24 protein-coding genes and 1 riboswitch are annotated in these 24,764 nt (G+C 66.5%); of the genes, 14 read left to right on the forward strand and 10 right to left on the reverse strand.

The genetic code is table 11. The annotated features are described in order from the left end of the window. Nucleotides 1-7: 7 nt before the first annotated feature. Nucleotides 8-1,180, forward strand: a complete 1,173-nt coding sequence (locus OSH07_RS16200; RefSeq protein ID WP_266339720.1) for an FAD-binding protein — start codon at nucleotides 8-10, stop codon at nucleotides 1,178-1,180. A 69-nt stretch (nucleotides 1,181-1,249) separates the two neighbouring features. Here OSH07_RS16200 and OSH07_RS16205 read toward each other — a convergent pair whose 3' ends face one another. Beyond that, nucleotides 1,250-1,585, reverse strand: coding sequence for a hypothetical protein (locus OSH07_RS16205; protein WP_266339721.1), 336 nt, complete (start codon nucleotides 1,583-1,585; stop codon nucleotides 1,250-1,252). Between the two features lie 120 nt (nucleotides 1,586-1,705). On the opposite strand from OSH07_RS16205, the gene glcF reads away from it, so the two are divergent. After that, nucleotides 1,706-3,004 carry a glycolate oxidase subunit GlcF gene (gene glcF / locus OSH07_RS16210; protein ID WP_266339722.1) on the forward strand — a complete coding sequence of 433 codons (1,299 nt, stop codon included), beginning with the start codon at nucleotides 1,706-1,708 and terminating at the stop codon, nucleotides 3,002-3,004. A gap of 4 nt (nucleotides 3,005-3,008) precedes the next feature. On the opposite strand, the gene OSH07_RS16215 is transcribed toward glcF, so the two are convergent. The 3 genes from OSH07_RS16215 to OSH07_RS16225 all read right to left on the reverse strand — a co-directional run bounded on the left by OSH07_RS16215 (nucleotide 3,009) and on the right by OSH07_RS16225 (nucleotide 4,995). After that, a complete protein-coding gene (locus OSH07_RS16215; protein WP_266339723.1) occupies nucleotides 3,009-3,272 on the reverse strand; it encodes a DUF1488 family protein in 264 nt (87 codons plus the stop codon). 59 nt (nucleotides 3,273-3,331) lie between these two features. Then, nucleotides 3,332-3,937 (reverse strand): TMEM175 family protein, encoded by a 606-nt coding sequence (locus tag OSH07_RS16220; RefSeq protein ID WP_266339724.1) that lies wholly within the window; start codon nucleotides 3,935-3,937, stop codon nucleotides 3,332-3,334. A 74-nt stretch (nucleotides 3,938-4,011) separates the two neighbouring features. Next, a complete protein-coding gene (locus OSH07_RS16225) occupies nucleotides 4,012-4,995 on the reverse strand; it encodes a helix-turn-helix domain-containing protein (RefSeq protein ID WP_266339725.1) in 984 nt (327 codons plus the stop codon). Between the two features lie 167 nt (nucleotides 4,996-5,162). Beyond that, nucleotides 5,163-5,285: riboswitch (TPP riboswitch) on the forward strand. A gap of 65 nt (nucleotides 5,286-5,350) precedes the next feature. Between OSH07_RS16225 and thiM the strand changes: the two genes are divergently transcribed. The 4 genes from thiM to OSH07_RS16245 all read left to right on the forward strand — a co-directional run bounded on the left by thiM (nucleotide 5,351) and on the right by OSH07_RS16245 (nucleotide 9,278). Further along, complete coding sequence (thiM, locus tag OSH07_RS16230; RefSeq protein ID WP_266339726.1) at nucleotides 5,351-6,187, forward strand: hydroxyethylthiazole kinase; 837 nt, start codon at nucleotides 5,351-5,353, stop codon at nucleotides 6,185-6,187. Then, nucleotides 6,187-6,828: a thiamine phosphate synthase gene (gene thiE, locus OSH07_RS16235; protein WP_266339727.1), complete on the forward strand. Its 642-nt coding sequence runs from the start codon at nucleotides 6,187-6,189 to the stop codon at nucleotides 6,826-6,828. The genes thiM and thiE overlap by 1 nt, the downstream gene beginning before the upstream one ends. Before the next feature lie 103 nt (nucleotides 6,829-6,931). Beyond that, entirely contained in the window at nucleotides 6,932-8,527 is a 1,596-nt protein-coding gene (gene aceB, locus OSH07_RS16240) for a malate synthase A (protein ID WP_266339728.1), read from the forward strand. Nucleotides 8,528-8,711: 184 nt separating this feature from the next. Next, nucleotides 8,712-9,278: a glyoxalase superfamily protein gene (locus tag OSH07_RS16245; RefSeq protein WP_266339729.1), complete on the forward strand. Its 567-nt coding sequence runs from the start codon at nucleotides 8,712-8,714 to the stop codon at nucleotides 9,276-9,278. A gap of 78 nt (nucleotides 9,279-9,356) precedes the next feature. Here OSH07_RS16245 and OSH07_RS16250 read toward each other — a convergent pair whose 3' ends face one another. The 3 genes from OSH07_RS16250 to OSH07_RS16260 form a co-directional block, all read right to left on the reverse strand. Further along, nucleotides 9,357-10,856 carry an MDR family MFS transporter gene (locus tag OSH07_RS16250; RefSeq protein WP_266339730.1) on the reverse strand — a complete coding sequence of 500 codons (1,500 nt, stop codon included), beginning with the start codon at nucleotides 10,854-10,856 and terminating at the stop codon, nucleotides 9,357-9,359. Between the two features lie 178 nt (nucleotides 10,857-11,034). Then, a complete protein-coding gene (locus OSH07_RS16255) occupies nucleotides 11,035-12,603 on the reverse strand; it encodes a DHA2 family efflux MFS transporter permease subunit (RefSeq protein ID WP_266339731.1) in 1,569 nt (522 codons plus the stop codon). 163 nt (nucleotides 12,604-12,766) lie between these two features. Further along, complete coding sequence (locus tag OSH07_RS16260) at nucleotides 12,767-14,011, reverse strand: HlyD family secretion protein (RefSeq protein ID WP_266339732.1); 1,245 nt, start codon at nucleotides 14,009-14,011, stop codon at nucleotides 12,767-12,769. 253 nt (nucleotides 14,012-14,264) lie between these two features. Here OSH07_RS16260 and OSH07_RS16265 point away from each other — a divergent pair, with 253 nt between their 5' ends. Beyond that, nucleotides 14,265-14,927 (forward strand): TetR/AcrR family transcriptional regulator C-terminal domain-containing protein, encoded by a 663-nt coding sequence (locus tag OSH07_RS16265; protein ID WP_266339733.1) that lies wholly within the window; start codon nucleotides 14,265-14,267, stop codon nucleotides 14,925-14,927. A 48-nt stretch (nucleotides 14,928-14,975) separates the two neighbouring features. Here OSH07_RS16265 and OSH07_RS16270 read toward each other — a convergent pair whose 3' ends face one another. After that, nucleotides 14,976-15,596, reverse strand: a complete 621-nt coding sequence (locus OSH07_RS16270) for a L,D-transpeptidase (RefSeq protein WP_266339734.1) — start codon at nucleotides 15,594-15,596, stop codon at nucleotides 14,976-14,978. A 239-nt stretch (nucleotides 15,597-15,835) separates the two neighbouring features. Between OSH07_RS16270 and OSH07_RS16275 the strand changes: the two genes are divergently transcribed. From OSH07_RS16275 to OSH07_RS16300, 6 genes are all read left to right on the forward strand, one after another. Beyond that, on the forward strand, nucleotides 15,836-17,587 hold the full coding sequence (locus tag OSH07_RS16275) for an ABC transporter ATP-binding protein/permease (protein ID WP_266339735.1): 1,752 nt from the start codon (nucleotides 15,836-15,838) through the stop codon (nucleotides 17,585-17,587). Between the two features lie 149 nt (nucleotides 17,588-17,736). Beyond that, the gene (locus OSH07_RS16280) at nucleotides 17,737-18,204 is read left to right on the forward strand and encodes a DoxX family protein (RefSeq protein ID WP_266339736.1); all 468 of its coding nucleotides are present in this window, start codon (nucleotides 17,737-17,739) and stop codon (nucleotides 18,202-18,204) included. Nucleotides 18,205-18,421: 217 nt separating this feature from the next. Continuing rightward, nucleotides 18,422-19,912, forward strand: a complete 1,491-nt coding sequence (gene hisS / locus OSH07_RS16285) for a histidine--tRNA ligase (RefSeq protein ID WP_266339737.1) — start codon at nucleotides 18,422-18,424, stop codon at nucleotides 19,910-19,912. Between the two features lie 5 nt (nucleotides 19,913-19,917). Further along, nucleotides 19,918-21,030 carry an ATP phosphoribosyltransferase regulatory subunit gene (locus OSH07_RS16290; RefSeq protein WP_266339738.1) on the forward strand — a complete coding sequence of 371 codons (1,113 nt, stop codon included), beginning with the start codon at nucleotides 19,918-19,920 and terminating at the stop codon, nucleotides 21,028-21,030. Next, nucleotides 21,027-22,013 (forward strand): ATP phosphoribosyltransferase, encoded by a 987-nt coding sequence (gene hisG, locus OSH07_RS16295; RefSeq protein ID WP_266339739.1) that lies wholly within the window; start codon nucleotides 21,027-21,029, stop codon nucleotides 22,011-22,013. Before OSH07_RS16290 ends, hisG begins: the two co-directional genes overlap by 4 nt. A gap of 167 nt (nucleotides 22,014-22,180) precedes the next feature. Continuing rightward, a complete protein-coding gene (locus OSH07_RS16300; protein WP_266339740.1) occupies nucleotides 22,181-22,339 on the forward strand; it encodes a hypothetical protein in 159 nt (52 codons plus the stop codon). On the opposite strand, the gene OSH07_RS16305 is transcribed toward OSH07_RS16300, so the two are convergent. Beyond that, nucleotides 22,336-22,986: a DNA-3-methyladenine glycosylase I gene (locus OSH07_RS16305; protein WP_266339741.1), complete on the reverse strand. Its 651-nt coding sequence runs from the start codon at nucleotides 22,984-22,986 to the stop codon at nucleotides 22,336-22,338. The two genes, OSH07_RS16300 and OSH07_RS16305, sit on opposite strands and share 4 nt — an antisense overlap. A gap of 291 nt (nucleotides 22,987-23,277) precedes the next feature. Here OSH07_RS16305 and OSH07_RS16310 point away from each other — a divergent pair, with 291 nt between their 5' ends. Then, complete coding sequence (locus tag OSH07_RS16310; RefSeq protein ID WP_266339742.1) at nucleotides 23,278-24,054, forward strand: L,D-transpeptidase; 777 nt, start codon at nucleotides 23,278-23,280, stop codon at nucleotides 24,052-24,054. Between the two features lie 72 nt (nucleotides 24,055-24,126). On the opposite strand, the gene OSH07_RS16315 is transcribed toward OSH07_RS16310, so the two are convergent. Further along, entirely contained in the window at nucleotides 24,127-24,729 is a 603-nt protein-coding gene (locus tag OSH07_RS16315) for a hypothetical protein (RefSeq protein WP_266339743.1), read from the reverse strand. Between the last annotated feature and the right edge of the window lie 35 nt (nucleotides 24,730-24,764).

Consider the following 24,764-nt stretch of genomic DNA (forward strand, 5'->3'; position numbering starts at 1 on the left):
TCCGCCGATGACGTCGATCCTTCTTCCCGACAACGAGGCCGAGATCGAGGCGATCGTGCATGAAGCGGCACAGTCGAAGAGCGCGCTGGCCATTCACGGCGGCGGCACGCGGCCGATCGGCCGGCCGGTTCACGCCGAGCGCACGCTGTCGACGCAGCTCCTGACCGGCATCACGCTGTACGAGCCCTCGGAACTGGTGATCTCGGCTCGTGCCGGCACGCCGCTATCCGAGATCCAGGAGACGCTCGCCGCCAACCGGCAGCGCCTGCCGTTCGAGCCGATCGACTATCGCCAGCTGCTCGGCGGTCACGGCACGCCGACGATCGGCGGCATGACCGCCTCCAATAGCTCCGGCCCGCGCCGCATTCATGCCGGCGCCGCGCGCGACTCGCTGATCGGCGTGCGCGCCACCACCGGCCGCGGCGAGACGATCAAGACCGGCGGCCGCGTCATGAAGAACGTGACCGGCTATGATTTCGTCAAGCTGCTGGCCGGTTCCTGGGGCACGCTCGGCGTTCTGACCGAGGTCACATACAAGCTCGTTCCCGAGGCGGAGACGGAGCGGACGCTGCTTCTGAGCGGGCTCTCGTCCGAGCGCGGCGTCGCGGCGCTGACGGCGGCGCTCGGCACGCCCTTCGAGGTGACGGCCGCTGCCCATCTGCCGGCCACGGACGGAATGCCGGCGCGGACGCTGCTGCGGCTGGAAGGCTTCGAGGCTTCCGTCCGCTATCGCAGCGAGCGGCTGGATCAGGTCCTGAAGCCCTTCGGCAATTTTGACATCATCGCCGCCGAGGCCTCGCGCGTGCTCTGGAAGGGCATCCGTGACGTCGAGGCGCTCGAGGTTCCGCATGAGGCGGCGATCTGGCGGATTTCAGTCCGTCCGACCGACGGTCCGAAGGTGGGCGACGCGCTCGCCGCCGCGCTGGGGAGCCGGCTCGTCTATGATTGGGGCGGCGGTCTGGTCTGGGCGAGCGCGCCGGGAGAGGGCGATGGCGGCGCCGCGGTGGTGCGGGCGGCGGTCACGGCCGTGGGCGGTCATGCCATGCTGGTGCGCGGTTCGCCGACGCTGCGGGCGACCGTGCCCGTCTTCGAGCCGGAAGAGCCGGCGGTCGCTGCGATGAGCCGCCTGATCAAGGCGACTTTCGATCCGGCCGGGGTGCTCAATCCGGGAAGGATGTGAGCCATGCCGGAGGCTGGAACAGGAATGGGATGGCCGCCGGCGCGGCAAAGCGCCGGGGCCGCAGCCGTTCTATTCGGTGAAGCGGACGACGCCCACCTCGCAAACGTCGATGCCTTCCTCGACCACTTCGCTGTCATCCGCGAAGACGCCCTTGAAGTCGAATTTGCAGTATCCGCTGCCGTCATCCATGTTGATGGTGACCGATCCGCCGGCGGGAACCTCGTCGTCGCCGAGAATATCCTCTTCCCAATCCTTGGCGCCGACGTTCGAAGCGTAGAATTCGCTGAGGTCGGAACTGGTTTCGTTGATGATCTTCACCTGGCGGTTCTCGGCGCTGGCGGTGCCGGCGAGAACGAGAGACGTGAAGAAGGCCGCTCCGACGGCGGCCCACAGGCGATGCTGCATAGCTATTCCCTTGAATGCGCTGAAGAAATTTCGCGCGCCTCGCCAATGCCAGATGGCCTGGGGTTGCGCAAGCACGATCCGGCACCCTTCTCAACACCGCCCGCAGCGGCAGAGTGATCCATGCAAACCTCCTTCTCCCTTGCCCAGCTCGCCGATCCGGATGTCCGCGAATCCGAGAAGATCCTGCGCACCTGCGTCCATTGCGGCTTCTGTACCGCGACCTGTCCGACCTATGTGCTGCTTGGCGACGAACTCGACAGTCCGCGCGGCCGCATCTACCTGATCAAGGACATGCTGGAGGGCGGCAAGCCGGCCAATGAGCAGGTGGTCAAGCACGTCGATCGCTGCCTTTCCTGCCTTTCCTGCATGTCGACCTGTCCGTCCGGCGTGAACTACATGCACCTCGTCGATCATGCCCGCGCGCATATCGAGGAGACCTATGATCGCCCGCTCGCCGACAAGGTGATCCGCACCGCGATCGCGGGCATCTTGCCCTATCGCAATCGCTTTCGCCTGGCGCTTGTCGGCGCCGCCATGGCGCGTCCCTTCGCGGGCCCGATCGGCAAGGTGCCGGGCTTCAAGCGGATCAGCGCCATGCTGAAGCTGGCGCCGCGCTTCCCGCATGGTCGCACCGCTTCGGAGGGGCCGGGCACGTTCCCGACCCAGGTCGAGAAGCGCGGCCGGGTGGCGCTGCTTTCGGGCTGCGTCCAGCCGGTGCTCGATCCCGGCATCAACGAGGCGACGATCCGCCTGCTGAACCGGGTCGGTGTCGAGGTGGTGATCGCCAGGGGGGAGACCTGCTGCGGTTCGCTCGCCCACCACATGGGCAAATCCGAGCAGTCGCACGAGACGGCGAAGCGGACGATCGACGCCTGGATCGCCGAGATGGACGGCGAGGGGCTCGACGCCATCATCATCACGGCGTCCGGCTGCGGCACGACGATCAAGGACTACGGCTTCATGTTCCGCGAGGACGCCGCCTACGCCGAGAAGGCGAAGCGGGTTTCGGCGATCGCCAAGGACATCACGGAATATCTCGAGAGCCTGAAGCTGGCACCGGTTGCCGCTCCCAAGCCTTTGACCGTCGCCTACCACTCCGCCTGCTCGATGCAGCATGGCCAGCAGATCAAGACGACGCCGAAGACGCTGCTGTCGAAGGCTGGATTCACCGTGCGCGACGTGCCGGAGGGACATCTCTGCTGCGGATCGGCCGGTACCTACAACATGCTGCAGCCGGAGCTCTCCCAGCAGCTGAAGGCGCGCAAGCTAGGCAACATCGCCAAGGTCGCCCCCGACGTCGTCGCCACCGGCAATATCGGCTGCATCACCCAGCTCTCGGGCGGGGTGCCGGTCGTGCATACGATCGAACTGCTGGACTGGGCCTATGGCGGCCCGAAACCGGCGGGGCTTCCCGCCTGATCCCTCAAAGATCGTCGGCGGTCAGAAGGTAGGATCCCTGCGCATGGCGGGAATAGACCCGCTCGGCCGCGCGTTCGATCCGCGCCCGGTTGGCGTCGAAGGCCTGCAGCGCCGCCGCCTCGTCCAGTCCGCCGCCCGGATCAATCCGCGCGAGGGCATCCGTTTCCAGGAAGAACGAGATTTCCAGCGCGCTGTCATAGCCCCAGAACTGGATCCGGTGATGCGAGGGGCTGTAACTGCGGCTTCGGTTCGGAAACTGGAGGTACATGGCGTGATCATACGCCCAACCGGGGCCCTTGGCTGCAAATAGTGCGGCATTGCCGGGCGCTATCGTTCCGGTGGGGCCTGGCCGGGATGGGCGGCGAGCAGCACGCGCTCGACACGGCGGTCCGGCACCAGCCAGATCAGCGCCACGGCCACATAGCAGCCGATCGCGATCCACGGGCTCAGGAAGGCGAGGGCGATCGCGGCGGCGTAGATGACGACCGAGATCCGGCCCTTCCTGTCTTTGCCGAAGGCGATCGCGAGGGCCGAATCCGCGCCTTCCAGGCGGATCAGCGCGCGGGCGAGGATGTAGTAGGCGATGCCGGACATCATCAGGACGAAGCCATAGACGGCGACCGGCACGGATTCGATGTGGTTCTCGCCCATCCAGGCGGTGGTGAAGGGCATCAGCGACAGCCAGAACAGCAGGTGCAGATTGGCCCAGAGCACGCCGCCGCGCACATGCCGCACGGCGTGGAACATGTGATGGTGGTTGTTCCAGTAGATGCCGATCATGACAAAGCTCAGCACATAGCTGAGAAAGACCGGCAGCAGCGGCAGCAGCGTGTGGATGTCCGCTTCGTGCGGAACCTTCAGCTCCAGAACCATGATGGTGATGATGATGGCGATGACGCCGTCGCTGAACGCTTCGATCCGGCTCTTGTTCATGCCCCTCGCTCCGTCGCCATGGCCCTGCCACGCTAGTCCTTTGCGCGTCGCCGCTCCATCCCTTCGGGCCTTGGTCAGGCCTCTAGCCAGAGGCGCGCTTTCATCGCCCGCACCCCGGTCGGGGTGTCGCCGAAGCGGCGGCGGAAGCTGCGGTTGAAATGCGAGAGATCGGTGAAGCCGGCTTCGCTGGCGATCTCGATGATCTTCATATGGCGGGCGTCAGGGTCGCGCAGGCGCTTCAGCACCATCGCGAGACGGGCGTTCAGTACATGCTCGGCGAAGGTCTGGCCGGTTTCTTCCAGCAGCACGTGAACGTAGCGCGGCGTGATGCCGAGCCGCGCCGCCAGGCGGGCGGCGCTGAACTTCGGGTCGTGGCTCTCCTTTTCGATGGCGCGCAGGATGGTGGCGCGCCTGGCGGCGCGGACGCCGCCGGCCTCGGCCTGCTCGCGCGCCTCGCCGCTGGCGCCGAGCGCGACGGCGATCAGGTCGACGAGATGTTCGCCGAAGACGCGCGCGGTCGTATTGCCGAGTGGCGCGCCATGGCTGAACAGGCCTTCGAGGTAGCTGGTGAGCAGGCGCAGCGCGAAGGCATGGTCGCCGAGCGGCGCGCCGGCGAGGCGGTCGATGCGCGGCGTCAGGGTTGCGATGTGGGCGCGCGAGGTGCGCACGCCCCAGTAGCGCGTCGCCGTCTCCATGCGCAGTCCGCCGGTCTGCGAACTGTCGCAGAGAAGGCCGTCGCCGGGAGCGATGCGGCGCGGCTCGCCCTGCGTCGCCATCATTTGTCCCTCGACGCAGAGAAAGGCGAACAGCGCGTCGTTGCCGTCTCGCACCAGGCTCGGCGTGCGCAGATAGCTCGCCGGCGAGGTGGAGATGATGGCGATATCGACAGGGCCGGCCTGGCAGAGCTCGATCTCGCCTTCGAACGGGCTGTCGTCGTGGCGGACGATGTCGAGCGCGACGGCGCGGCGGACGATCTCCTCGCAGAAAACGGGGAATCGGTCCTTCGCGGGCAGGGCCTGCGTGGAAAACTGCTGGCGGCCGGGATAGGGCTGGAGCATGCGGCGGGTCTCGTGCGGCGGTCGAGGCCTCGGCCCGGACGCGGATTGCAAAGGCGAAAGCTAGCAGGCCGCGAGGTTAGGTCGCCGTGACCGCGGTCACAAGGGCCCGGCAGGTCCGTTGACGACCGCTTGCCCCTTGCCTGGATGCCAAGCCGTGATAGGGTCCGCTCGTCTCATCGGGGTGCCCTGATCCATCGGAATTTCCGTCGGAGCTTGGCTGAGAGGTCTTTGGACTAACCCGCGAACCTGATCCGGATCATGCCGGCGGAGGGATTGAGCCAAGCGCCTGGATGCTTCAGCACCTAGATGTCCTTGCCATCGTTCCGTCCTGCGTCACAGCAAAGGACGTCCATTCGTGTCTACCACCCAACATCGCCACCTGACGGTCGCCGACGCTGCCAGCGCGCTCGCAGCCATGCGCGCCGCCCGCCCGCTCGTGCAGAACATCACCAACTACGTCGCGATGACGATCTCGGCCAATGTGCTGCTCGCCGTCGGCGCGTCGCCGGCCATGGTGCATGCCGCCGAGGAGGTCGACGAGTTCGTCGCCATCTCCAGCGCGCTGGTGATCAATATCGGCACGCTGTCGCCGCAATGGATCGAGGGCATGCGCCGCGCCGCGAAGCAGGCCGTCGCGCTCGGCAAGCCCTGGGTCCTCGATCCGGTCGGCTGCGGCGCCACGAAGTTCCGCACCGATTTCGCCGTCGAGATGAGCCGGGCCGGCCCGGCGATCATCCGCGGCAATGCGAGCGAGATCATGAGCCTGGCGGGAGCCGCCGGGGCAGGGGGCAAGGGCGTCGATTCGACCGCCTCGTCCGATGCGGCGCTCGCAGCCGGCAAGGCGCTGGCGCGCGCCAGCGGCGCGGTCGTCGCCATCACCGGCGAGACCGACTACGTCACGGACGGGGATACGGTGGTGGCGGTCACCGGCGGCAGTCCGCTGATGCCGCTTTCGACCGCTCTCGGCTGCGCGCTCTCGGCGACCGTGGCGGCGTTCGCCGCCGTGCGTCCGCCCTTCGAGGCCGCCGTGGCGGCGCTCGCCGTCTATGGCGCCGCCGGCGCCGCGGCCGCTGCGCGCGTGACCGGGCCGGGACACCTTCCCGCCGAACTGTGCGATGCGCTCCACGCCGAAGATGCCGGCATGCTCGAGCGTTACGCCACGATCAAGACCGTTGAAGAGGTGAATGTCTGATGAGCCGTCCTTTCGATCTTTCGCTCTATCTCGTCACCGACGAGGATCTTGCCGGGCCGCGCGGCGTCGTCGAGACCGTCCGCGCCGCCATTGATGGCGGCGTCACGCTCGTCCAGCACCGCTTCAAGCAGGGTTCGACCCGCGATTTCGTCGCGACGGCGTCGGCGCTGGTCGACCTGCTGCGGCCGCGCGGCATCCCGCTCATCATCAATGATCGCGTCGACGTCGCGCTGGCGGTCGACGCCGATGGCGTGCATGTCGGCCAGAGCGACATGCGGGTCGCCAAGGTGCGCGAGCTGATCGGCCCGGATCGCATCCTCGGCCTGTCGGCGGCGCAGATGCACGAACTGACGCCGGAAGAACTCGGCCCGATCGACTATCTCGGTGTCGGCCCGGTCTTCGCCACCTCGACCAAGCCGAATGCGCCGGATCCGATCGGCTTCGAGCATCTCGGTCGCGTCAAGAGGACGGTGGGCCTGCCCGTCGTCGCCATCGGCGGCCTGAAGCCGGAGCATGTCGAACCGACGCTGGCAGCGGGCGCCGATGGCCTCGCCATTGTCTCCGCCATCATCGCGGCGGAAGACCCTGCGGCGGCGGCGCGCGATTTTTCCACCCGGATCGCGCGCTATCGCGGCAAGTAGGCGACCTTTTCCAATTCGGAACAAGTTCTGCCCTGATCGTGCAGGTTCAGTTGAAGACGGTGGCGTGGCATAGTCGCTCCAACGTTCCCACCGAGGAGTTGTCATGTCCGCCACCAACGCTGAACGCCTGGCTGTGAAGGGGGAGATCGGTCCCCGCTTCGACGAGATCCTGACGCCGGAGGCGCTCGCCTTCGTCGCCGAACTGCACGGCCGGTTCGACGCCAAGCGCCGGGCCCTGCTCGAGTTCCGCAACGAGCGCCAGGTCTTCTTCGACAATGGCGGCCTGCCGGACTTCCTGCCCGAGACCAAGGCGATCCGCGAAGGCGACTGGAAGGTCGCGCCGATCCCGGCCGACCTGCAGGATCGTCGCGTCGAGATCACCGGCCCGGTCGACCGCAAGATGATCGTCAACGCGCTGAACTCGGGCGCGAAGGTTTTCATGGCCGACTTCGAGGATGCCTCCTCGCCGGTCTGGGCCAACATGGTCGAGGGCCAGCTCAATCTCAGGGATCGCTGGGAAAACCGGATCGACTTCACCGATCCGCGCACCGGCAAGGCCTACAAGCTCGGCGCCAATCCTGCCGTGCTGATCATCCGTCCGCGCGGCTGGCACCTGCCCGAGCGCCACATCACCTTCGACGGCAAGGACGCATCGGGCTCGCTCGTCGATTTCGGCCTCTATGTCTTCCACAACGCCAAGGCAGCGCTGGCGCAGGGTTCGGGCCCGTATTTCTACCTGCCCAAGACCGAAAGCCATCTGGAGGCCCGTCTCTGGGACGAGGTCTTCACCTATGCCGAGGAGGCGCTTGGCCTCGCACATGGCACGATCAAGGCGACGGTGTTGATCGAGACGCTGCCGGCGGCCTTCGAGATGGACGAGATCCTGTACGAGCTGAAGGACCATATGGCCGGCCTCAACTGCGGCCGCTGGGACTACATCTTCTCGTTCATCAAGACGCTGCGCAACAACAAGGCGTTCCTGCTGCCGGATCGCGGCCAGGTCGTGATGGGCAAGGCCTTCCTGCTCGCCTATTCGGAACTCCTGATCAAGACCTGCCACCGCCGCGGCGCCTTTGCGATGGGCGGCATGGCGGCGCAGATCCCGATCAAGAACAATCCCGAGGCCAACGAGGCGGCGTTCGCCAAGGTGCGCGCCGACAAGGAGCGCGAGGCCAATGCAGGTCATGACGGCACCTGGGTCGCGCATCCCGATCTCGTGCCGGTCGCCATGGAAGTGTTCGATCGCCTGATGCCGACGCCGAACCAGCTCTCACGCCTGCGCGAGGAGGTTTCCTTCGGCCAGAAGGACATGCTCGCGATCCATGATGGCACCCGCACGGAAGAGGGCCTGCGCCACAACATCCGCGTCGGCGTCCAGTACATCGAGGCATGGCTGCGCGGTCGCGGCGCGGTGCCGATCTACAACCTGATGGAAGACGCGGCGACGGCCGAGATCAGCCGCGCCCAGATCTGGCAGCAGCTGAACTTCGAGGCGACGCTGGAAGACGGCCAGAAGGTGACGGAAGACTTGTTCCGTCGCGCGCTCGCCGAGGAGATGGAAGTGGTGAAGGGCGAGGTCGGTCCGGACAATTATGCGGCCGGCCGTTTCCCCGAGGCGATCAGCCTGTTCGCCAAGCTGTCGACGGCCAAGACCTTCGAGCCGTTCCTGACGGTGCCGGCCTACAAGCTGATCGACTGAGCCGATTGACGCGTCGACCGCGTCGACTAAGATCGCGGCAGGCTGGTGCAGCCTGCCGCTTGCGCCCTTTGGGGTATGGTGAATGCACCGGATGAACCGAACCTGATCCGTTGGCCCCGGCGAACGCCTCAGCAATGCAAGCACTGACGTGACTGCGTTCGCCCTGAGGCAAGGAACAGGTTGTATGCGCGATTTTCGCGATGCCAAATCCATGGCAAAGGCGCTGCGGGCGGTGATGGCCGAGCGCGATATCGAACTCACCCACAGCGAAACGCTCGAGATCGTCGCCCGCCAGTTCGGGCTCGACGACTGGAACGTCCTCGCGGCGGCGATCGCCGCCGAGGCCGATCCGATCAAGGCTGCCGCGGCGGACGGATTGCAATTCACCCGGGTGATCCCGATCCTGCGGATATTCGACATCGCCAAGGCGATGGAATTCTATCGCGATTTCCTCGGCTTCCATGTCGATTGGGAGCATCGCTACGGCGAGGGCATGCCGCTCTATGCGCAGATCTCGCGCGCCGGCGCGGTGCTGCATCTCTCCGAGCATCACGGCGACGCCAGCCCTGGCTCGACCGTGTTCGTCTGGATGCGCGGGATCGAGGCCTTCCACCGCGAGCTTCTGGCCAAGAAGTATGGCTATTCGCGCCCGGGGCTTCAGGATACCGGCTTTGACGCCCGCATGGTGCAGGTGCCGGATCCGTTCGGCAACCGCATCCGCTTCCATGAGGCCAATTCCGAAAGCCCGTAGTCGTCCGGCGTGTTCCAGCGCGCGAGCGACTTCCGAAAATCACCCCAACCCGACCGCTCGGGTTGGGGCCTTGTGCGTCTAGACCTCGACCGCCGAAGGGGTGGGGCCGCGGGTGCTGCGCAGCGGGCGCTCTTCCATGATCGCGAGCAGCGCCAGCGAAATGGCGATGCAGATCGTCGCCGCGATGAACACGCCACGGAAAGCGCCGGCGAGCGAAATGCCGGCCCCAGCTGCTGCGGCAATCTTGGCCTCGACCGATCCGCCTTCGCCGCCGGAGATCGCACCGAGGCCGGCGAGGAAGATCGCGCCGAAGGCTGCGACCAGGATGGCGCTGCCGAGCGAGCGCATGAAGTTGATCGTCGCCGTCGCGGTGCCGAGGTGATGCGCCTGCACGGCGTTCTGGGCCACCACGATCGTCACCGGGAATAGCGTGCCGAGTCCGGCGCCGATGAAGGCCAGGACGATCTCGATCGAGATCACGTCCATCCGGCCGGCAAAGGCGGCGAGCAGGGCGGTCAGGATCATCGCGACGGCCAGGCCGATGGTCGGCGAGCGCTTGTAGTGCTGGACGCGGGCCATGACGCGGCCGGAGAACTGGGCGCCGAACACCGTTCCGATCGAGAGGGGGATCAGCGCGAAGCCCGATTCCGCCGCCGACAGGTGCAGTACCGACTGGAAGAACAGCGGCATGTAGATCGACAGGCCGACCATGGTGCCGATGCCGAAGAAGCCGGCGAGCGTCGCCGTCGCCACCACCTGGTCGCGCAGCACGCCGACTGGCAGGAACGGCTCCGGCGCTGTCAGGACGCGAGCGACGAAGAGCACCCACGCCGCCGCCGAGGCCAGCAGGAGCGAGATGATCGGCAGCGAGCCCCACGGATAGTTGACGCCGCCCCAGCTCAGCGCCAGCAGCAGCAGCACGGCCGCCGCCACCAGCAGCACGGCGCCGACCACGTCGAGCCGGTGCGGGCGATCGTTGCGCGGCAGCTTCTTCAGTGCGTTGAACGTCATGGCGAAGGCGATGAGGCCGAGCGGCAGGTTGATCCAGAAGATGACCGACCAGTGCAGCGCCTCGGAAAGCACGCCGCCCAGCACCGGGCCGGCGACGCTGGCGCTGGCGAAGACGGCGCCGAAATAGCCCATGTACTTGGCGCGCTCCTTGGGCGGGATCGCGTCGCCCGTGATCGTATGGGCCAGCGAGATCAGGCCGCCTCCGCCGAGGCCCTGCAGGAAACGGGCGAGGATCAGCCCGGTCATGGTTGGCGCCAGCGCGCAGGCGATCGACCCGACGATGAAGATGGCGATGGCGATCAGCAGTACCGTGCGCCGGCCATGGATGTCGCTGAGCTTGCCGTAGAGCGGCGTCACCGCCGTCGATGACAGCAAGTAGGCGGTCACGACCCAGGCGATGTTCTGCAGGTCACCGAGCTCGCGGCCGATGGTCGGCAGCGCGGTTGCCACGATGGTCTGGTCGAGAGCGGCCAGGAACATGGCCAGCATGACGCCGAGGACGATCGAGCGAACGGTCGCATGGTCGAGCGGAGCCGGACCTGGGCGCGAGGAAACGGAAGCATCCATGGAATATCGCCAATGTGATTGTGCGCCCGCCGGGGGTGGGCCGGGCAAGAGGGGCGCCTGAGGAATCTGGTTCAGCCAGGGCACCCGACACTAGTCCTGTTGCCCGCCGATCTCAATCCGCGGTCTTGGATCGAGCGAGGGGCGAGTGGCGGGAACCCGGAGGATGAACAGGGACGGCCTAGTGGCCGCCCCCTCCGCCTGCCGGTGCGCCCTGCGGCTTCTGCGCCAGCGGGACCAGGAGGACTATTCCTGCGAAGATGACGGCGAGCACGAGGAACACGTCCGAGAACGCCATCACCAGGGCCTCGCGCTTGACCGACTGGGTCAAGGTCTTGATCGCCGCCAGGTTGGCGTCGGAGCCGAGCGTGGCGGCGAAGCCCTTCGTCATGGCGTCGAGCCGCTCGGTCGCCGCCTCGCGGCCCCACTGGACCTGCTCGTGCAGCCGCGTGATGTGCAGGTCCCAGCGGTTGTTCAGTATAGTAGTGATCACCGCAAGGCCGACGGCGCCGCCGAGGTTTCGCGTCAGGTTGAAGAGGCCGGAAGCGTTCTTCATGCGCTCGGGCGGAAGGGTTCCGAGCGCCAGCATCGAGACGGGCATCATCGACGTCATCAGCGCGACGCCGCGCATGGCCTGCGGGATGAACAGCTCGCTGAACGCCCAGTCCTTGGTGATCGGTACCAGTTCGAGGCAGGAAAGCGCGAACAGCGACAGGCCGAACGCCATCATGTAGCGCGGGTCCATCTTCTGGCCGAGGCGGCCGACGATCGGTGCCGTCATCATCATGAACAGGCCGGTGACGAACATGGTCTCGCCGATCTGCAGCGAATCATAGCCGCGCACGCGGGCGAGATAGACCGGATAGAGATAGACGAGGCCGTAGAGGCCGACGCCGAGCATGAAGGAGAACAGCGCGCCGGTCGCGAAGTTGCGGTTCTGGAAGGCGCGCACGTCGACGATCGGTTCGTCGGTCTTCAGCACCCGCCAGAAGAACAGCACGCCTGCGACTACGGTCACCACGGCCAGCGCGGCGATGGTCTCGTCCTGGAACCAGTCATTGGCCGAGCCCTCCTCGAGCACGTATTCGAGGCTGCCGAGGAAGGCGGCGAGCGTGATCAGGCCGATATAGTCGAAGCGCTGCAGCAGCTTGAAATTGGGCTTGTCCCAGTCGACGAAGCTGAGCACGCCGATCGTGACGGCGATGCCGGGGATCACGTTGACCAGGAACAGCCAGTGCCAGGAGAAGATGTTGGTGAGATAGCCGCCAATGGTCGGGCCGACGGTCGGCGCCAGCGTCGCGATCAGGCCGACGATGGCCGAGACCATGGCGCGGCGATTGGGTGGGAAGATCGTGAAGGCGGCCGCGAACACGGCCGGGATCATGCCGCCGCCGATGAAGCCCTGCAGCGCGCGCCAGACGATCATCTCGCCGATCGAGTTCGACGTGGCGCAGCCGATCGAGGTGATGGTGAAGCCGCCGGCGGCGATGGCGAAGAGATAGCGGGTCGAGAGCGCGCGGCCGAGGAAGCCCGAGAGCGGGATCATGATGATCTCGGCGATCAGGTAGGCCGTCTGCACCCAGGAGATTTCCTGCGCGCTGGCGGAAAGGCCCGCCTGGATCTCGGTCAGCGACGACGAGACGATCTGGATGTCGAGGATCGCCATGAACATGCCGACGGCCATGGCGACGAAGCCAAGCGTGCGGCGCGGCGTCATTTCGGGCAGGGCGGGCTGTTGGGGTCCGGCCATGATCGTCTCCTCGGGCGTCAGCCCCGAATGGGCGCCGGCGTTGGCGCCGGCATCACGGCCGTGCGGGGACGGTCGATTTCAACGAGAGGGGAGCCGGAAAGCCGGTAGGGACGACAGGACCGGTTCCCCTCTCGAAGCGCTCCCCGATGGGGAGAAGCTGCTTTCAGTTGGCGGCGGCCGCCTTGGTCTCACCGCCGGTGCGGCTGTCGATGTCGACGACGACCGACAGGCCGGGACGGAGATGGCCCTTCGCGGCCTCGGCGGCCGGGATGCGGATGCGGACCGGCACGCGCTGGGTGATCTTGGTGAAGTTGCCGGTGGCGTTGTCGGGCGGCAGCAGGCTGAACACGGCGCCCGATGCGGGTGCGACGCTGTCGACGACGCCTTCGATCGTGCCGTCCGAATAGGCGTCGACGCTGACGCTCGCGGTCGCGCCCGGCCGGATGCGGTCTAGCTGCGTCTCCTTGAAGTTCGCGTCGACATAGACGTCCTGCAGCGGCACCAATGCCAGCAGGCGCTGGCCGGTGGCGACATACTGGCCCGGATTGACGGCGCGGTTGCCGATCACGCCGTCGAACGGCGCGCGCACGACCATGTGCTCGAGATCCAGCCTCTTCTGCGCCAGCGTCGTCTGATCCTGGTCGAGCGCGCGCTGCGCCTCGACGCGCTGCGCCTGCAGCACCGCGACATTGGCCTCGGCCGTGGTCAGGCCAGCCTTGGCCGATTCCACGGCGGCGGCGGTCTTGTCCTTGGTCGCCTGCGCCTGCTGCAGCGCCTGCTGCGTCGCGAACTGGTTCTTGGCGAGCGCGGTGGCGCGGCCGAGATCCGCCACGGCGAGTTCGGCGTCGGCATTGGCCGAGGCAATCGACGTGCGGGCCTGCGCGACGCCGGCCTGGCCGGCCTCGATCTGGCGGTCGATGCGGTCAATGGCGGCCTGCTGGGCGGCGATCTGGTTCTGTGCCGCCTCGACGGCCAGCTTCTGGTCGGCATCGTCCAGATAGACAAGCGGGTCGCCCGTCTTCACCGCGGTGTTGTTGGCGACGGCGACGCTGGTGACGTAGCCGGGCAGGCGCGGCGCCACGGTCGCGGTGTCGGCGCCGACATAGGCGTCGTCCGTCGAGACCATGAAGCGGCCGACCGTCCACCATTCGTGGCCGAAATAGGCGCCGGCCGCGATCGCGACGACGCCGACGGTCAGGAGAAGAAACCGCCGCCGCCCGCCGCGCTTGGCCGGGGGTGGGGCGATCGCAGGCTTGGCTTCGCCGCTGTTGCCGGGCGCGGAGGGCCGCTCGGCAATGGGCGCAGCCGCCGGCGGCGGCGGTGTGGCTTCGGCGGTGCGGCGCTGGATCGGCTCCAGCTCGGAAACGCCGGTATCTTCAGGGGTCTCGACAAGTGCGACCTTTGCCATGACTCGTCTCCTGTCTTTCAGCCCCGGGAATAGGGTTTGACCGAACCGTTCGGTCAACGGCGCTTGAATTAGTCCCATTGAGGGGTTAAATCAAGATCGAACTGAACGGTTCGGTCAAAAAATCTTGCACCGCAGCACAAGGGGCGGTGCCGGTTGGATTGGCAACCGCTTCTTGGTACTTTGGAATTCAGAAAATGCGGGGCCTGACTCGACGCTGCATCGAGCAGACGGCCCGCGGCGAAGGAGAATGGCCGTGTCACTCGTCGACACCACCCGTGACGCCGAAGAGGGCGGGGCGGGGCAGGATTCGCGCAAACGCGAACAGATCATGCGCGGTGCCAGCCAGGTCTTCCTCGAGAAGGGCTTCGACGCGGCGAGCATGAACGACATCGCGCGCGCAGCCGGCGTCTCCAAGGGCACGCTCTATGTCTACTTTGAAAACAAGGAGCGCCTCTTCATCGAGCTGATCTCGGCCGAGAAGCGCGAGGAGCTGTTCCGGATCGTGATGCTCGATTTCGAGAATCACGATGTCGAGGCGGTGCTGAAGAAATTCGGCCGCGAGCTTTGCACGATCCTGACCAAGCCCTACTACATCAAGGCGATGCGGTCGGTGTTCTCGATCATCAACCGGATGCCGGAAGTCGGGGCGGAATTCTATTCGAACGGCCCGATGCTCTGCACGCAATTGCTGGCCAAATATCTGGACGCCCAGACCAAGGCCGGCATTCTGGAGATCGAGGATTGCCTGCTGGCGGCGCAGCAGTTCGTCGAGCTGTCGCAGAGCGGCGTCATGCGCAGCGTGCTGTTCGGCGTGATCGACAGCCCGGGACCCGAGGAAATCGCGCGCCGCGTCGACAGCGCCGTCACGATTTTCATGAAGGCCTACAAGGCGCCGCAGTCGGCCTTCGCCAACTGAGGCGGCCTGGCCGGGACGCCGCGGGGCGGCATCCCGGATCGTTCGGAACTAGCGGACGATGACCTTGGTGCCGATCGGCACGCGGTCATAGAGGTCGCTCACATCGGCATTCACCATGCGGATGCAGCCCGACGAGACGTTGTGGCCGATCGTCCAGGGCTCGCTGGTGCCGTGGATGCGGAAGATGGTGTCCTGGCCGCCGCGATAGAGATACATGGCGCGCGCGCCGAGCGGGTTCTGCGGGCCGCCTTCCATGTAGGCCGGCAGGATACGGCCCTTCTTGCGCTCGCGGCGGATCATTTCCGCCGGCGGCGTCCAGCCGGGCCATTCCGCCTTGCGGCCGATCTTCACATTGCCCTGCCAGCCGAAGCCTTCGCGACCGACACCGACGCCGTAGCGCAGTGCCTTGCCGTTGCCCTCGACCAGGTAGAGGAACTTGTCGCCGGTATCGATGATGATCGTGCCGGGCTTCTCGTTGGTGTCGAAGCGCACCCGCTGCTTCTGGTACTTGTAGGGCAGCGGAGCCCCGGGTCCGGAAGCGCGCGGGCCGAAATTGTCGCTGCCCTGAAACAGCTTCTGGAAGAAATTCTGGGCGTTGGCGCTGCCGCCTCCGGTCAGGGATACCGCACCGGCCAGAAGCGAGGCGGCAAGGATGCGTCGGAAGTTCATGGAATCCCCCATTTAGGCCCATCGCACCGGTCGGCGCGGTCTCGAGCAAAGGATAGAATCGCTGTCGATCTGCGGCAACCGGCCAACGAATCACGCGGCCGTGATTGTGATCGCGATCACAGAAACGGCATTCTCCCGGTCGGCCATTAATGTTCGGTAACGCGGCGGCAATGTCGTCGTCAGGTCAGCGTCCCGATAGTGGGCAGTCAGACAGCAACCGGTGCTGGTCGGAGAACTCTATGCACAAGCTCAAGTCGGCGCTTGGAACGGTCCTGCGCATCGCGCTTCCCTATTTCCGCTCTTCGGAAATGTGGATTGCGCTCGGTCTGCTCGGCATCGTCATCGGGCTGCGATTGTTCAACGTCTGGCTGGACGTCAAATTCAACTATTGGAACAATGACTTCTATACGGCGCTGCAGAAGAAGGACTGGTCGACCTTCGCCTACCAGATGTTCGTCGTGTTCTCCTGGATCGCGGCGCTCTCGATCATCACCACGGTCTACCAGCTCTATTTTTCGCAATGGCTGCAGATCCGCTGGCGCAATTGGCTGACGCACAAATATCTCGACGGCTGGATGTCGAAGGGCACGCATTACCGGATGCGGCTGACCGGAAACCCCGCCGACAACCCCGACCAGCGTATCGCCGAGGACGCAGACCGCTTCACCGATGGCTTCCTGTCGATAGGCGTTGCGCTGCTCGGCCAGATCGTCACCCTCGTCACCTTCATCTTCATCCTGTGGAGCCTGTCGTCGACGGCGCCGCTGATCATCTTCGGCAAGAGCTACGCCATCCCCGGCTATCTGGTCTGGCTGGCGCTCGGCTATGCGATCCTCGGCACGCTGGTGACGCATTGGGTGGGCAAGCCGCTGGTGGCGCTGAGCTACCAGCAGCAGCGCTACGAGGCCGATTTCCGCTTCGCGCTGGTGCGGCTTCGCGAGAATGGCGAGGAAGTGGCGCTGCTGAAGGGCGAGCCGGCCGAGCGCGTCGGCCTCTATGACCGCTTCGGCTCGGTGCTCTCGAATTTCTACCAGATCATGAGCCGGACCAAGAAGCTGACCTTCCTGACCGCCGGCTACAGCCAGCTCGCCGTCATCTTCCCGTTCATCCTGGTCAGTCCTCTCTATTTCGCCGGTACGCTTGAGCTCGGCGGACTGACCCAGATCGCCTCCGCCTTCGGCACGGTGCAGGGCGCGCTGTCGTTCTTCGTTTCCGCTTATTCGACGCTGGCGACCTGGAAGGCCGTCGTCGATCGTCTCGATGGTTTCGAGCATGCGATCGAGCATTCCGAAGCGCTGGAGAAGCAGGGGCCGGTGCTGCGGCCGGACGGCGCCGGTTCGGATCTTGTCATCCGCGATCTCGTCGTGCATCTCCCGGACGGTCGCGAGATCGTCGACGTGCCCCAACTGACGCTGGCGCCGCGCGAGCGCGTCCTGCTGACGGGACCGTCCGGCTCCGGCAAGTCGAGCCTGTTCCGGGCGCTGAGCGGCATCTGGCCGTTCGGCAATGGCCAGGTCCATATCCCGAACGGGGCGGATCTGCTGACCCTGCCGCAGGGAGCCTACATGCCGCTCGGCACGATCCGCGCCGCGCTTGCCTATCCGCGCGATGCTGAAACGCTCGCGACCGAGCAGGCGACGGAGGCGCTGGAGGCGGTCGGCCTGTCGCGCCTGGTGCCGGAGCTCGATGTCGATGTGCATTGGGGCAATCGCCTTTCCGGCGGCGAGCAGCAGCGCATCGCCATCGCCCGCGCCATCCTCGCCAAGCCGGACTGGCTGCTGCTCGACGAGGCGACGAGCGCGCTCGACGAAAAGGCCGAGGCGCATGTCTACAACCTCATCCGCGAGCGGCTGCCGCAGACCACGGTCATCTCGATCGGCCATCGCTCCAGCCTGACCGCGCTGCACGACCGCTTTCTCGAACTGGTCGAGAATGGCGGTGGCGGTCATGTGCTGGTCGAGCGGCAGGAAGCGGCGCTGCAGATGGCCTGACAAGCCGTTTCGCTCAAGCGCTCCGGAGGGGAATTGTTTGCCCACGTTGAACAGTGTGTCGTGCGGCAGCTACGTTTCGAGCGCCAATCGGATGGGCTATCTTTAGGTCCAGATCAATCGAACGCGCCATCCGGCGTCTGGAGTTGCACATGTCCGATACCACGTCGTCGCAGAAGCTGATCGTCCCCGCCTTTGGCGGCCTCTATGCAGCTTCTCCGTTCTTTGAGGCGGTCCTCCGCTTCGTCGTCGGCTTCTGGCTCGTCCCGCATGGTGCGCAGAAGCTGTTTGGCCTCTTCGGCGGCGGCGGCATCGAGGGCACTGCCGGCTTCTTCGCGCAGATCGGCCTGCAGCCGGCCGTGCTGCTGGCGACGCTTGCCGGCCTCGGCGAATTCTTCGGTGGCCTGTTTCTGGCGATCGGCCTGCTGACCCGTCCGGCCGCCCTGGTCGCCGCCTTCGTGCTGCTGGTCGCCACGCTGTCGGTCCATATCGGCAACGGCTTCTTCATGGCCTCGGGTGGCTTCGAGTACGCTTCGCTCTGGTTCTTCGCCGCGCTCTACTTCGTCTTCAAGGGCGGCAACGAATATTCGGTCGACGCCAAGCTCGGCCGCGCCTTCTAAGCGCTTCGTTCGCAGTACGCTTTGAAAAGGCCGCCCCTCGGGGCGGCCTTTTTGCTTTGCCGTCATGATGTCGTGAGGTTGCCCGTTCAAGGTCGATGCGGTACGAAACGCGCCGCTGAACCCGGTGCGAAACCTGCCGGATGATGCGGTACAGTCGGATCGCCCGAGAGACGGGCGGGAGACCGGCAAGAGACTGAAAAGAGACGGGATCGACGACATGGCCGAGAAAGACAAGACGAACGCCCTGAAGGCGCGCCTGCCGCGCGGGCTCGTCGATCGCCATGCCGGCGCGATCAAGGCGGCGGACCGGATGCTCGCCACGATCCGGGGAGTCTACGAGCTCTACGGCTTCGAGCCGGTCGAGACCCCGCTGATCGAATATACGGATTCGCTCGGCAAGTTCCTGCCCGACCAGGACCGCCCCAACGAGGGCGTGTTCTCGTTCCAGGACGATGACGAGCAGTGGCTGAGCCTGCGCTACGACCTGACCGCGCCGCTCGCCCGCTATGTCGCCGAGAACTACGACCAGCTGCCGAAGCCCTATCGCAGCTACCGCAACGGCTGGGTGTTCCGCAACGAGAAGCCAGGTCCCGGCCGCTTCCGCCAGTTCATGCAGTTCGACGCCGATACGGTGGGCGCCGCGTCGCCGGCCGCCGATGCCGAGATGTGCATGATGATGGCGGACACGATCGAGGCGCTTGGCATCAGCCGCGGCGACTACGTGATCCGCGTCAACAACCGCAAGGTGCTCGACGGCGTCATGGAGGCGATCGGCCTTTCCGGCGCTGAACATGCCGGCACGCGGCTGACCGTGCTGCGCGCCATAGACAAGCTCGACAAGTTCGGTCCCGAGGGCGTCCAGCTCCTGCTCGGCGCCGGCCGCAAGGACGAGAGCGGCGACTTCACCAAGGGCGCGGGCCTCGACGACGCCGGCGTTGCCACGGTGATGAAGTATGTCGCGGCGCAGTCGAGCGTCGGCAACGAGGCGACGGTCGAGAGCATCCGCCAGAATATCGAGATGGGTCCGTCCGGCGTCGAAGGCCTGAACGAGCTTGACCAGATCGCCGTGATCACGACGGCGGCCGGCTATGCCGATCGTATCAAGATCGACCCCTCCGTCGTGCGCGGCCTCGAATATTACACGGGCCCCGTCTTCGAGGCGGAGCTGCTGTTCGAGACGGTCAACGAGAAGGGCGAGCCGGCCCGCTTCGGCTCGGTCGGCGGCGGCGGCCGCTATGACGGCCTGGTCGGCCGCTTCCGCAACGAGGCGGTTCCCGCCACCGGATTCTCGATCGGCGTGTCACGCCTGATGGCGGCGCTGACGGCGCTTGGCAAGATCTCCGCCGAGGCGGAGGTCGGACCCGTCGTGGTGACGATCTTCGATCGCGACCGCGTCGGCGAGTACCAGAAGATGGTCAAGGACCTGCGCGATGCCGGCATCCGGGCCGAGCTTTATCTCGGCGGCTCCGGCCCCAAGGCGCAGCTGAAATACGCCGACAAGCGCAATTCGCCCTGCGTCGTCATCCAGGGAGGCGACGAGAAGGCGAAGGGCGTGATCCAGGTCAAGGATCTGGTGCTCGGCAAGCAGATGTCGACGGAGATCACCGACAACGCCGTCTGGCGCGAGGCGCGTCCGGCGCAGGTCGAGGTGCCGGAGGCGGATCTGGTGGCGGCGGTGCGCGAGATCCTCGCGCGGCAGGCGGGGTGACGGAAATGGTCGAGACAACCCGACTTCGCATTCTTCTTTCCGAGGCGGGTTACCGCTTCGTCGAGCCGCCGATCGTCTCCGACGCCGACGTCTTTCTCGACGTGGCGGGCGAAGACCTGCGTCGCCGGCTCTATCTGACGACGAGCGCCGATGGCCGCGAACAGTGCCTGCGGCCGGAGTTCACCATCCCGGTCTGCCTGCAGCACATCGCTAGCGGCGATGCGCACCGCACCGCCGACTATGCCTATCTCGGCCCTGTCTTCCGCCAGCGCCCCGGCGGCGCGAATGGCGAGTTCCTGCAGGCGGGCGTCGAGTCGCTCGGCCGTACGGACCGCATCACCGCCGACGCCGACGTGCTGGCGCTGGCGCTCGATTCCGTCCGCGTTTACGGGCTCGACGAGCCGATCGTTCGCATCGGTGACTCCGCGCTCTTCGCCGCCATCATCGAGCAACTCGGCATTGCCGCCGTCTGGAAGCGCCGCCTGTCGCGCGCCTTCGGCGACCGCGCCCGTCTCGATGCCACCATCGCGCGGCTCGCCGCCGGCAGGTCGGCCGAAACCCCGGCGCATGCCGGTTTCCTCGCGGCAATAGACGGCACCGATCACGAGGCGGCGCATCGCATTGTCGAGGATCTTCTATCGATTGCCGGAATTCGCGCTGTCGGCGGCCGTTCGGCCGGCGAGATCGCGGATCGCTTCCTGGAGCAATCGGCGCTGGCGGCCGGCGGCGGGCTCGACGAGCGGGCGCAGGCCGTGCTTGGCCGTTTCCTCGGCATTGTCGGCACGCCTTCCGCCGTGCTCGGCGAACTGAAGGCGCTCTCGAATGACGAGAAGCTCGGCATGGACGCCTCGATCGAGGGATTCGAGAAGCGGGCGGAGGGCTTGGCGCGACGCGGCATCGATCTGGAGCGGCTCGATTTCGCCGCCGATTTCGGCCGTCGCCTCGACTATTACTCGGGCTTCGTCTTCGAAATCTACGACAAGGCGCTGCCGGCCGGCCAGCAGGTGGTCGGCGGCGGCCGCTACGACCGTCTGATGCCGTTGCTCGGCGCCAAGTCCACCGTGCCCGCCGTCGGCTTCGCCCTCTGGCTCGATCGCGTCAAGGGAGAAGCGGCATGACCGACGCCCCGCTCGTCCTCGCCGTGCCCTCCAAGGGCCGACTGCAGGAAAACGCCAACGCCTTCTTCGCCCGCGCCGGACTGCCCGTCGTGCAGCAGGGCAGCGAACGCTCCTATCGCGGCCGCATCGGCGGCCTGCCGGACGTCGAGGTTGCGTTTCTCTCGGCTTCCGAGATCACCCGCGAACTCGCCGCCGGCTCGGTCCATCTCGGCATCACCGGGCGCGACCTGGTCGAGGAGGAGGTTTCCGACTTCGCCGAGCGCCTCGATCTCGTGCTGCCGCTCGGCTTCGGCCATGCCGACGTCGTCGTCGCCGTGCCGGAGGCCTGGATCGACGTCCGCTGCATGGCCGATCTCGACGACGTGGCGGCAGATTTCCGCTCCCGCCACGGCCGCTGGCTGACGGTCGCCACCAAATACGTCAACCTGACCCGGCGCTTTTTCACGCGCCACGGCATCGCCGACTACCGCATTGTCGAGAGTCTGGGCGCCACCGAGGGCGCGCCGGCATCGGGCGCCGCCGACCTGATCGTCGACATCACCTCGACCGGCTCGACGCTTGCCGCCAATGCGCTGAAGATCGTCGGCGACGGCGTGATCCTGCAGTCGGAGGCGCATCTGGTCGCGAGCCTCTCCGCCACGTGGAGCGGCGCGGCTCGCGGCGCGTTGCGCACCATCATCGACCGGATCGAGGCGGAATCGGCGGGGCGCTCGCTGCGTGAGATCCGCGCCGATGTCGCCGACGCGGAAGGCGCCGCCAGGGTCGCAGCCGACCGCTTCGGCGCAACGACGCCGTTCGGCATTCCGGCCAGCCATCTGCTGCTGCACTGCCCGGCCTCGAAGGTCTATGCTTGCGCCGAATGGCTGCGCACCGGCGCCGGGGCGCGCACCGTGGCCGTTTCCCGGCTCGATACGGTGTTCTCGGCGACGAGCCCGCTGGCCGAGCATCTGCTCGGCCGCATCGACGGCCGCGCCAAGGCCTGAGCCATCCCTTCAGCCTGGGGCACACCGCGCCTGAAAGGGCGCGGTGGCGTTTGGCTGCCTGCGCTTTGGCATGCAGGAATTGCATTGCTGCGTTGCAACATCATGTTTTGCATTGCGGCAGAATTCGCTTACCTTTGCGTCATCACCCACGACAGGGAGACACGCAGATGTTCAAGTCCTTGAAGAAGTTTCGTCGCAGCTGGTCGGAATACGTCAACTACGACCCGGAAGCCGCGCAGCTTGCCCAGGCTGGCGATCTGATCGACCTGGAAATGATCCAGCGCGACCTCGACCGTCGCGGCCGTCGTTCCTACGGCGGTTACTAGGTCGCCGAGGCCTTGCTCGGCAGCTTGAGTTCATAGCGGAGGCGCGTCGCCTCGGCGCGGCAGTGGCAGCCTTCGACGTGGTCGTTGACGAGACCCATCGCCTGCATGAAGGCGTAGACCGTGGTCGGGCCGACGAAGCTCCAGCCGCGTCGCTTGAGATCCTTCGACAGGCGCACTGAGGTCGGTGACGTGCTGTTGGCCGTCAGGCTCGCCTTGTCGAACGCAGTCGGTCGTTCGCCGGCCGGCGGCTCGAAGCTCCACACATAGGCGGCGATCGAGCCTTCGCTCTCGATCAGCTCCAGCGCACGCTTCGCATTGTTGATCGTCGAGACGATCTTGCCGCGATGGCGCACGATGCCGGGATCGGCGAGCAGGCGGGCGATGTCGTCGTCGCCGAACTTCGCCACCTCGGCCGGTTCGAAATTGGCGAAGGCCTGCCGGAAGGTCTCGCGCTTGCGCAGGATCGTCAGCCAGGACAGGCCGGACTGAAAGCCCTCGAGGCACAGCTTTTCGAACAGGCGGCGGTCGTCCGTGACCGGCCGGCCCCATTCGGCGTCATGATAGGCCTGGTATTCGGCGGTGCCGTTTGACCACCAGCAGCGGGGAACGCCATCTTCGCCGGCGAGGATGCCATCGGGCAGGGTCATGGGCACGCTTTCCTGAAGTTCGTGTTTTGTTCCTGATCTTCTACGATTTCCCGACCCGTCGAGGCAAGGCCTGCGGGACCGGCGAAGCGCTATCCGCCCCGTTAACAGCCTGGTAACGCCCCGTTCACCGCCGCAATTGACGTTCAGGCCTCCTTCACGTTTCCTCTGCCAGCCTTATCTAGCTCAGGGGAGGATCGTTCCGGCTCGGCCGTGCGGTCGCTCCTCCCGGTCGCGGGACCGGGTGTCTTTCTTCCAGCGCGCCGTGGCGCGCGATTTCCTCTCGAGGCGTCCATGCGTAGTGCGCTGCAATCCGTCGTCCTGGTCGGGCTCGCCGTTTTCGGCCTGTCCGTTCTCCCCGCCAAGGCGCAGTTCTATGACGGCTCCGATGGCTATGACGACGGCTATGGCCGGTATGAGCGTCCCTACCGGTATGATCGCTACGACCGGTACGATCGCTATCGGCCGCGCCCGCCGGTGATGGTCGAACCCGAATATGGCCAGCCGGCCTGGTGGATGGAGCGGCCGCCCTACGGCGCGGAGCGCCGCGCACGCCGAGCGCCGCAGCAGGCGGGGCTGATGCCGCGCACCTCCGCGCCGAAGGCGCCCAAGGCCTCGCGCCAGTTCAATCCGGCCTTCCTGCCGGCGGTGGTCGACTATCACGGCCGCGAGAAGCCCGGCACGATCGTGATCGATACCGAGACGCGCTATCTCTATCTGGTCGAGGCGAACGGCACGGCGCGGCGCTATGGCGTCGGCGTCGGCAAGCCGGGCTTCGAATGGGCGGGTGTCCACACGATCACTCGCAAGGCGGAGTGGCCGAGCTGGACGCCGCCGGCGGAGATGCGCGCCCGCCGGCCGGGCCTGCCGGTCCGCATGGAAGGCGGCCTCGACAATCCGCTCGGCTCGCGCGCGCTCTATCTCGGCTCCTCGCTCTACCGCATCCACGGCTCCAACGAGCCCTGGTCGATCGGCCATGCGGTCTCGTCCGGCTGCATCCGCATGCGCAACCAGGATGTCGAGGATCTCTACGAGCGCGTCGGCATCGGCACGCGGGTCGTCGTCCGCTAGCGCGGGCGAGGGAAAAGCGGACAACAAAAAAGGGGGCTTCGGCCCCCTTTCGATTTCGTCCCGCGTCCCGGCCTAGAAGGGCCAGAGCTTGCTGACGTCGAACTTCTTCTTGACCTTCTCCGGCTCGGTCATCGGCGCGTTCGGGTCGGAAGCGCGATAGTCGACGGGCGGCTCGGTCAGATATTTGCGGGTGGGGTTGCCATTGGCGTCGTAGGAACCCGATTTGCCGCTGTGCAGCGCATCCCAGGCCTTCTTGCCCTCGGCCTTGCGGGCCTCGTTGTATTCTTCCTCGCGGCGGTCGAACGAGGTCTGGCCGGGGGCCAGCTTCAGGTTCGGCGCGCCCTCGCTGTTGGGGGCCACCGCGTCATTCTCGCGCTTCTTGCGGCGGGCGAGATCCTTGTCCTTCGGCCAGTTGGCCTGGTCGGCCGAAGCGACGGCCTGGCCAGGCTGCGGCAGCGAGTTGGACGGCGGAACCACGATGCCGCCACGCGGCTTGTAGTCGATCGGCGGACGGTCCTCGCCGCCGAGGCTGGCGATGCTCATCACGTCCGTCAGCGTCTGCGTCTCGGGAGATACGCCGGTGCCGTAGGTCGTGCCGGAGCAGCCGGCGAGGGCGGTCAGGACAAGGGCTCCCGCAGGGAGAACCAGATAACGCTGAACAGTCGAAGCGGGCATGTCGATCGATCACTCCTGGGCGCGCTCGAATCGGC

Origin of the sequence: Kaistia nematophila, assembly GCF_026343855.1 — a bacterium.
GTDB lineage: Bacteria > Pseudomonadota > Alphaproteobacteria > Rhizobiales > Kaistiaceae > Kaistia > Kaistia nematophila.